The sequence below is a fragment of the Streptosporangium sp. NPDC006013 genome, assembly GCF_040614275.1.
GTDB lineage: Bacteria > Actinomycetota > Actinomycetes > Streptosporangiales > Streptosporangiaceae > Streptosporangium.
In genome coordinates, this window is sequence record NZ_JBEXUE010000457.1 from 1 (window position 1) to 7,981 (window position 7,981).

The 7,981-nt window shown below is 66.9% G+C and carries 9 protein-coding genes; all 9 read left to right on the top strand.

The genetic code is table 11. From position 1 onward, the window contains the following. The first annotated feature begins 303 nt into the window (after positions 1–303). The 9 genes from ABZ260_RS41445 to ABZ260_RS41485 all read left to right on the top strand — a co-directional run bounded on the left by ABZ260_RS41445 (position 304) and on the right by ABZ260_RS41485 (position 7,557). Complete coding sequence (locus ABZ260_RS41445; protein ID WP_355628693.1) at positions 304–612, top strand: antibiotic biosynthesis monooxygenase; 309 nt, start codon at positions 304–306, stop codon at positions 610–612. Further along, positions 609–1,811, top strand: coding sequence for a helix-turn-helix domain-containing protein (locus ABZ260_RS41450; protein WP_355628696.1), 1,203 nt, complete (start codon positions 609–611; stop codon positions 1,809–1,811). The genes ABZ260_RS41445 and ABZ260_RS41450 overlap by 4 nt, the downstream gene beginning before the upstream one ends. A 326-nt stretch (positions 1,812–2,137) precedes the next feature. Further along, positions 2,138–2,476 carry a hypothetical protein gene (locus ABZ260_RS41455; RefSeq protein WP_355628698.1) on the top strand — a complete coding sequence of 113 codons (339 nt, stop codon included), beginning with the start codon at positions 2,138–2,140 and terminating at the stop codon, positions 2,474–2,476. Then, positions 2,469–3,851, top strand: a complete 1,383-nt coding sequence (locus ABZ260_RS41460) for an FtsK/SpoIIIE domain-containing protein (RefSeq protein WP_355628701.1) — start codon at positions 2,469–2,471, stop codon at positions 3,849–3,851. Before ABZ260_RS41455 ends, ABZ260_RS41460 begins: the two co-directional genes overlap by 8 nt. 5 nt (positions 3,852–3,856) lie before the next feature. After that, positions 3,857–4,486 (top strand): DUF2637 domain-containing protein, encoded by a 630-nt coding sequence (locus ABZ260_RS41465; RefSeq protein ID WP_355628704.1) that lies wholly within the window; start codon positions 3,857–3,859, stop codon positions 4,484–4,486. A 12-nt stretch (positions 4,487–4,498) separates the two neighbouring features. Continuing rightward, positions 4,499–4,630, top strand: a complete 132-nt coding sequence (locus tag ABZ260_RS41470; protein ID WP_355628706.1) for a hypothetical protein — start codon at positions 4,499–4,501, stop codon at positions 4,628–4,630. Positions 4,631–4,761: 131 nt separating this feature from the next. Further along, entirely contained in the window at positions 4,762–6,117 is a 1,356-nt protein-coding gene (locus ABZ260_RS41475) for a replication initiator (protein WP_355628714.1), read from the top strand. Continuing rightward, the gene (locus ABZ260_RS41480; protein ID WP_355628709.1) at positions 6,110–6,286 is read left to right on the top strand and encodes a helix-turn-helix domain-containing protein; all 177 of its coding nucleotides are present in this window, start codon (positions 6,110–6,112) and stop codon (positions 6,284–6,286) included. Before ABZ260_RS41475 ends, ABZ260_RS41480 begins: the two co-directional genes overlap by 8 nt. Next, positions 6,286–7,557, top strand: a complete 1,272-nt coding sequence (locus tag ABZ260_RS41485) for a site-specific integrase (protein WP_355628712.1) — start codon at positions 6,286–6,288, stop codon at positions 7,555–7,557. The genes ABZ260_RS41480 and ABZ260_RS41485 overlap by 1 nt, the downstream gene beginning before the upstream one ends. The last annotated feature ends 424 nt before the right edge of the window (positions 7,558–7,981 follow it).

Consider the following 7,981-nt stretch of genomic DNA (forward strand, 5'->3'; position numbering starts at 1 on the left):
CCTCGATCCAACCCCCGGCGAGGCCCGTGTCAACGCCCTCACGCCCCGGCGATCTCACGCCCGGTTACGCGCAGAACTTCTGGATAGGCGCTTAGGAAGGTTTGATGCCATCTTCCGGTGCCCTCATAGCTGTCTGAGGGTGGGATCATCGTCGGCTCACCTCGCGATCAAGCAGGTCAGGGGCACTCGCACGTGACTGATACTTAAAGTACGAGTACAGTACTTATAGTGCAAGCCACTTGAGGTACTTGCGCCGCACAATAAGTACTGATCTCGTAAGGGCTGCGACGAAGGAGGACGCTCATGTTCGGTCTGATGGTCCGATTCACCTGTAAGGACGAGGCAACCGCCGAGGCGTTCGATCAGCTGGTCGGCGAGACCATCGAGAAGATCCGCGAGAACGAGCCGGGGACGCTGGTGTACGCCTCGCACCGGGTCGACGGTCAGCCGCTCCAGCGGATCTTTTACGAGCTGTACCGGGACCGTGCGGCCTTCGACACCCACGAGGAGCAGGAGCACACCCGGCGGTTCCTGTCGGCCCGGGAAGAGCTGCTGTCCTCGGTCGAGGTCGACTGGCTGACCCTCCAGACCGGTAAGGGAACGGCGGGGTGAGCACCGAGTACCAACGAGCCCTGGGGCGACGCATCGCCCAGGAACGCAAGCGGCGCGGCCTGTCACAGCCGGAACTGGCTCGGCTGGTCGATCGGTCGGTGGCGTGGATCTCCCAGGTGGAGCGCGGGGTTCGCAAGGTCGATCGCATGTCGGTCCTGGAGAAGGTCGCCGAGGCTCTCGACATACCGCTCTCAGAGCTGGCCGCAGAGGCACCGGTGGTCGCCGCCTCCACTGAGGAGATACCGGGGACGGCCGGTCTGCGCCTGGTGCTGTCGGGGGCTCATTCCCTGCGGGCCATGCTGCACTCGGCGCCCGTCCCGGCCACGTCGGAGATCAAGCCGCGGGTCGATCGAGCCTGGGAGCTGACGCACGAAAGCCGGTATGTGGAGCTGGCCGACCTACTGCGGGGTCTGGTGCCCGCGCTGGAGACCGCCGCTCGATCGGCCCCCGAGGAGCGGCGGGCGGAGCTGTTCGAACTGCTCGCGGTGACCTACCAGGCATGCTCGGCCGCGCTCGCCAAGCTCGGCGAGCCCGAGGCCGCGTGGATCGCCGCCGATAGAGCGATCGTCGCAGCGGAGCGGGCGGGTAACCCGCTGATGATGGCGGCCGGCGCTTTCCGGCTCGGCTTCGTCTTCCTGGGAGCACGCCACTTCGACCAGGTGGAGGAGACGGCTCGCACAGCTGCCGAGGCTCTGTGGTTCATGGTCGATGCGGGCAAGCCCGAGGCCATGTCGCTGTGGGGTGGACTTACCTTGCAGCGGGCCGTGGCCGCTTCCCGGCTGAACGAGGCGGATACCGCGTACCAGCACCTGGCGCGGGCTCGTGAGGTCGCGGGACGACTAGAAGAGGGACGTAACGACTACAACACCGAGTTCGGACCGGCCAACGTCGCGCTTCACGAAGTGGCGGTGGCGGTCGAACTGGGAGACGCCGGGCACGCGCTCCGGGTCGGGACGGCGGTCGACACCTCGCCGCTTTCGAGTGAGCGGCGCGCTCGGCTCCAGATAGACCTTGCTCGCGCGCATGCCCAGCGCCGTCAGGTCGAAGAGGCCGTGTCCGCGCTGTTGGAGGCGGAGGCCATCACGCCGGAGCAGATACGGAACCACCGAATTACCTATCAGCTGGTGTCCGATTTGCTGACCATGCAGGACCCACCCTCGCCTGAGCTGCGGGAACTTGCCGACCGAGTTGGAGTGTAGAAAAAGTACGTGCACTAATACTAAAAGTACTAGCAGGTACTCGCGGTGCGAGGTAGCGTTTGTGTTGACGCTGAAGCTCTCCTCAACAGGAGGTGACAGCCCAACGCAAACGCTCTTCTGCGTTTCAGGGGCAAATACCGAAAGACCGCTCTCGAAGAGCGGAAACAGGCCACACATGAAAGTGGCCTGAGCGGGAGACCCGCCCAGGCCGGATGCGATCAGCACCCTAGTTGGCGCTTCGATGCTATCGCGTTCGGTTCTGACGGCGTGCGATCTCCCTCGTCCCCCATGCCCTGCTCAGCAGGCAGACGAGAGGTGTTTTCAGCATGCGTAACATCCCCATCCCGGTCGACGTCTCCCGGCTCCAGTTCATCTGCGTGAAGGCTCCGTGCCCGCGCATCGTGAACAAGGAGACCGGCGAGTTGAAGACCGACAAGGCCAGCGGTCAGACCGTCTACGAGGTGCTGTTCTCCGTTGAGGACGCCTTCGGCAAGATCGAGCTGGTCAAGATCGGCGTCGTCGGGGAGCCCTCGGTCTTCCCCGGCAACGAGGTCAAGCCTGTCGGCCTGGTCGGCTACGCGTGGGAACTGTCGGGACGCTGGGGCATCGCCTACCGCGCCTCGGCGCTCCTGGCCGCCACCACCGTGGAGGCACGCGGTGTCTGACGGTCTCCTCCTCACGCTCGGAGTCCTGGCCATCTCGGTGGCCGGGCTCTGGGCCTGGCGCCGCTGGCACTACCGGTCCTTCTGGCTGTGCCTCGGCTACCCGCTGACCGCCGTCACGGTCCGCTTCACCTGGCGCAAGGTCGCCCTGGGCTGCGGATTGACGAAGAAGCGGCAGCGCTTCTGGTTCACCACCGTCCCCGGCCTGATCTCCTCAACCGGCCTCGTCCGCGTCAAGCGACGCCTGCAACGGGTCGCGGTCGACACCAAACCGTGGATGTGGCTGCCCATGCCGACCCGTCACGGCTGGCGCGTCACGATCCGCCTCCTGGAGGGACAGATCCCCGAGGACTACGCCGAAGTCGCCGACCGGCTCGCGCACTCCTGGCGCGTGCACGCCGTACGCGTCTCGTCGACGAAACGGGGCCGCGTCACCCTCGCCGCGACCATCCGAGACCCGCTGGTCCGGATCAGTCAGGTCCCCGTCTCGACCGAGCTCCTCAAAGTCACCGTCGGCCGGTTGGAGACCGGCTCCCCCTGGGTCATCGACTTCCGGACGGTCCCGCACTGGCTCAACGCGGGCGCCACCCAATCGGGCAAGTCGAACCTGGCCAACGCCCTGATCATCGGCCTGTCCCCGCAACCGGTCGCGCTCGTCGGCTTCGACCTCAAGGGCGGGGTGGAGTTCACCCCCTACGAACCTCGCCTCTCAGCGCTGGCCACCTCCCGCGCCGAATGCGTGGAACTGCTGGATGACCTCGTCGCGCTGATGACCGACCGAATGGCCACCTGCCGTACGGCCGGAGCGCGCAACATCTGGCAGCTGTCCAGCGACCGGCGGCCGGTTCCCGTCGTGGTCCTGGTCGACGAGCTGGCCGAGCTGTATCTGATGGCCGACAAGTCCGAGAAAGACGAGATCGCCAAGACCTCCACCGCGCTGCTGCGGATCGCCCAGCTCGGACGGGCGTTCGGGATCTATCTGTTCTGCTGCGGCCAGCGCATCGGTTCCGACCTCGGCCCCGGCGTCACCGCGCTACGCGCTCAGTGCTCGGGACGGATCTGCCATCGCGTCAACGATCCCGAAACCGCGACCATGACCCTCGGCGACCTCGACCCTGCGGCGCTCGTCTCCGCTCGGGCCATCGCCTCCGAGACACCCGGCGTCGCGATCGTGGCCGGACAGAACGGCCAGTGGTACCGGGCGCGCTCCTTCTACGTCTCCGAGCAGGCCGCCGAAGACGCCACTCACACCTACGCCGGTCTCACTCCGTCCTGGGCGCAGATCACGGCCGGTACCCACTGCGCCGAGGTGACCGATGCCGACCTCGCCGAGTTCCTCACCCCTGACCCCGTACTCCCGGAACTCCGGAAGGGCTGACCACCATGCGACGCCTCGCCTCCTGGCTGCTGGACTCCGGTCCCGTCATCGTCCTGGCGCTCATCGCCGGTGCCGGCTCTTTCTCCCACGTACGGAAGACAGCGGTGGAGCACGGGCAGACGGGCTGGATGGCCTGGGCGGTGGCCGTGTGCGTCGATCTGACCTGCGTCATGGCCGCCCGTGAACGTCAACGCGACAAGGAGATCGGCCGCAAGCGAACCGGTCCGCTCTCCTGGCCGACCTTCGTCCTCGTCGCCGGAATCGTCCTGTCCCTGGCCGCCAACCTCCATCAAGCCGAACCCTCCGTATGGGGCTGGCTGACCGCGGGGATTCCCGCCGCAGCATTCCTGATCGCCGTCTCAATACTGGAACGCCGGGCGACTGGCCCTCGCCCCGAACCATCCCCGGCTGTACCCGAGTCGGTCACCGCACTTCCGGTTCTCCTCCCCTTCCCCGATGGCGCCCAGGGCGACGGCGCCGAACCGTCTCCCGCGCTCCTCGACTACGCCCGCCGCGTTGCCGACGAGCATCACGCCAAGCACGGCAAGCCCATCACCCTCGACCTGCTGCGCGCTCGCCTGGGCGTGTCCGGCCAACTCGCCTCCGACCTACTGCGCCACCTGCGCACGGCGTGAAGGGAGTTCTCCATGCCTGCCGAGACCGAGCTACTCCCGGTGGTTCGTTACTGCTGCTGCACCTGCAACGGGACTGGCGTCACCGGTGACGGCGAGACCTGCCCCGACTGCGACGGCATCGGGATCGACAACCACGGCGCATAGCCGTGAGCGCCCCCGCGTGGCCACACAACCGCCAAGTTCCGCGCCACGCCGGGGGCCATCCCTCACAGATCACTCTGCACAGGACGGAACCCATCTTGCCCACCCTGACCGATCCACACGCGGTAGCCGGAATGATCTCCCGGCTCCGCGATCCCCACTATGAGCGCTGGGCCTCCCAGATCCGCCGGACCGGAGGCTGCCGACAGCCGATCCACCTGCGCGGAAAGGTCGAACACTGGGACCGCGCGACCGGCACACTCCTGCACCGCTACAGCACCCACCTGGAACCGGACGGCGTACTGCGGGTGGCATGCAAGACCAGGCGCGCGACCCGCTGCCCGTCCTGCGCCGAGACCTACCGGGCCGACACCTACCAGCTGGTGCGCGCGGGCCTGGTCGGCGGCAAGGGCGTCCCTGCCTCGGTGAGCGCGCACCCGTGCCTGTTCGTCACGCTCACCGCGCCGTCCTTCGGACCCGTGCACGTACGACGGGAGAAGAACGGCAAGGTCCTGCCGTGTCACGCCCGCCGCGACGCCGAGACCTGCCCGCACGGGCGGGTCATGTCCTGCAACGCTCGGCACGGGGTCGACGAACCGTGCCTCGGTGAGCCGCTGTGCCCTGAGTGTTACGACTACGCGGGAAGCGTGTTGTTCAACGCGATGTCCCCGGAGCTGTGGCGGCGCTTCACCGAGGCACTGCGTCGGCGCATCGCCAAGAACGCCGGACTGACGCAGCGGGAGCTACGGGAACAGGCCGTCATCTCCTTCGCCAAGGTGGCCGAGTACCAGCGGCGCGGGGTCGTCCACTTCCACGCCGTGATCCGTCTCGACGGCTCGGAGGGGCCGGTCACGGCTCCTCCGGCCTGGGCGACGGCCGATCTGATGACGGACGCCGTACGGCATGCCGCCTCGGCGGTCGCGGTGACCGTTCCGAAGGTTCCCGGCGAGCCTGCGCGGGTCTTTCGGTGGGGTGCTCAGCTCGACGTCCGGCAGATCACCATGGACGGCGACCTCTCCGAACAGGCCGTCGCCGCTTACATCGCCAAGTACGCCACCAAGGCCGCCGAGTGCGTCGGCACGCTGGATCGGCGCATCAACCTCCTCGACGACCTAACCGCCCTGCCGATTCGCGATCACCCCCGGCGTCTCATCTCCGAGTGCATGCGCCTGGGCGTCCTCGATGAGCTGACCGAGTTCCGGCTCGTGCAGTGGGCTCACATGCTGGGCTTCCGCGGCCACTTCTCCACGAAGTCACGACGCTACTCCACCACCCTCGGCGACCTCCGCGCCGATCGGGCCGACCACATGCGCGACGAGGCGGTCAGCACCGGCCGACTCCCCCTCTTCGAGGAGGACACCGTGCTCGTCACCTCCCACTGGGACTACGCCGGACAGGGGCTGTCAGCCGGTGAAGCGCTCCTGGCGGCCGCCTTAACCGGTGTGCAACCACCTGATCACACGAGCCGGTCGGAGGCTGCCCATGGATGACCTCGTGATCACTGTCGAAGAAGCCGCTCAAAAGCTCCGCATCAGCCGGTGGACCCTCTACACCCTGATCCGCTCCAACCAGCTCAGGACCATCAAGATCGGCCGTCGTCGGCTCGTCCCGGTCGACGCGCTGGCCGAATGTGTCGACAACCTCAAGGCGGTGGCGTGATGACCAGGACCAAACTCGGCACTCCTGAGGAAGAGCCGAAGGGCAACAAGAATCGCAAGACCCGCAAGCGGTCCAACGGGGAGGGAACGATCGTCCAGCGCAAGGATGGGCGATATGAGGCGAAGGTCTTCGTCCCCACCACGGCGGGAACGATCAAGCGTGTCAGCGTCTACGGCAAGACCCGCGAGGAATGCCACGGCAAGTTCATCGAACTCAAGGCGCAAGCCGATCAGGGCATCCCCGTGGCCGCCGAAAGCTGGACGGTAGGCGACTACCTGACGTACTGGCTTGAGCATGTCGTCCGGGCCGAACGGCGCCCCAAGACCGTGCAGGGCTATGAGGGGGTGATCCGGCGCTATCTCATTCCCGCTCTCGGCCGGAAGCGACTCGACAAGCTGAACGCGGCCGAGGTCCGCCAGTTCGTCACGTCGCTGCGCAACGGCTGCCAGTGCTGCCAGCGGGGATGGGACAAGGCACGCAAGCCCGCGGAGTGCTGCGCGAAAAAGGCCGGCACCTGCTGCGAGTACAAGATTCAGCCTCGGATGGTCCAGTCAATCCATGCCGTTCTCCGTAACGCCCTGGAGAGCGCGGTTCGCGAGGAGGTCATTCATCGGAATGTCGCCAAGCTCGTGAAGGTCTCGCCGCCCAAGTACAAGGTCAACCGGGGCCTGACGGTCACCCAGGCCAAAGCGATCCTCAAGGCCGCCCCGGGTCACCGCCTCGGCGCGCTGTACGTCCTGGCCGTCTGCCTCGGCCTGCGGCGCGGGGAACTCCTCGGGCTCCGCTGGCAAGACCTCAACCTGGAGACCGGAACGCTCGAAGTGATCCAGACCCTTCAGCGGGTCGGCGGTCGACTCCAGTTCGTGAAGCCCAAGACCGAGGACTCCGAGCGCACCATTCCGCTCCCGCCGATCTGCCTCGACGCTCTCAAAGAGCACCGCAGGAGGCAGTTCGCAGAACGGGCGGACCGCTGGCCGGACTGGGAGGATCACGGGCTCGTCTTCCCCTCCCGCCGCGGTACGCCTATGGAGCCGGACAACTTGCGACGGAGCTGGTCGGAGATCCGCGCCGCGGCCGGACTCGGAGCCGTACGGCTTCACGACCTCCGGCACACCTGCGTCAGCCTGCTCCTCGACCTGGGCGTGCCTCCGCACATCGTCAAGGAGATCGTCGGACACTCCGACATCGAGGTGACCATGACGATCTACGCCCACTCGTCACTCAACGACAAGCGCGCGGCCCTCGGCAAGCTCGGCGATGCCCTTGGGTGAACTTCGGGAAGGGGTACAGGAACGCCTGGGGCATCCGCTCCAGGCGTTCACTGTTGCGTAAGCCGGGCCCTTACGTCCTCTGGAAGGAGGGGAAGGTAGTCATATCCAAGATCATCCAACTCTGTGCGCACCCATTGAGCCCCATGATCATCAGGCTCAAGCTTCCGCAAGTGGAATCGCAGACTCTCAACCGCTCGTCGCTCTCGCTCCCGATCACTTCCCGGCCTGAAGTCGCCCGGAAGGTTGTGGCAGATGTCGGCGATCATTCTTATGCGGTCGATGCGGCTGAGCGGGCTACTGAGGTCCTCCCCCTGCAGCTCTCGACGCACGATGTGCGCCGCGCCCGGCGACCCCGACGGGATGTACGGGCCGTGCCAGACGGCGCCGTCCGCCGAGGCCGGCGAGGTGGCGGAGGAGGGGCCGG

Coding starts and splice junctions, on each gene's coding strand:
- ABZ260_RS41445 (WP_355628693.1), top strand. CDS start 304: ATGTTCGGTCTGATGGTCCGATTCACCTGTAAGGACGAGGCAACCGCC.
- ABZ260_RS41455 (WP_355628698.1), top strand. CDS start 2,138: ATGCGTAACATCCCCATCCCGGTCGACGTCTCCCGGCTCCAGTTCATC.
- ABZ260_RS41465 (WP_355628704.1), top strand. CDS start 3,857: ATGCGACGCCTCGCCTCCTGGCTGCTGGACTCCGGTCCCGTCATCGTC.
- ABZ260_RS41470 (WP_355628706.1), top strand. CDS start 4,499: ATGCCTGCCGAGACCGAGCTACTCCCGGTGGTTCGTTACTGCTGCTGC.
- ABZ260_RS41475 (WP_355628714.1), top strand. CDS start 4,762: ATGATCTCCCGGCTCCGCGATCCCCACTATGAGCGCTGGGCCTCCCAG.
- ABZ260_RS41480 (WP_355628709.1), top strand. CDS start 6,110: ATGGATGACCTCGTGATCACTGTCGAAGAAGCCGCTCAAAAGCTCCGC.
- ABZ260_RS41485 (WP_355628712.1), top strand. CDS start 6,286: ATGACCAGGACCAAACTCGGCACTCCTGAGGAAGAGCCGAAGGGCAAC.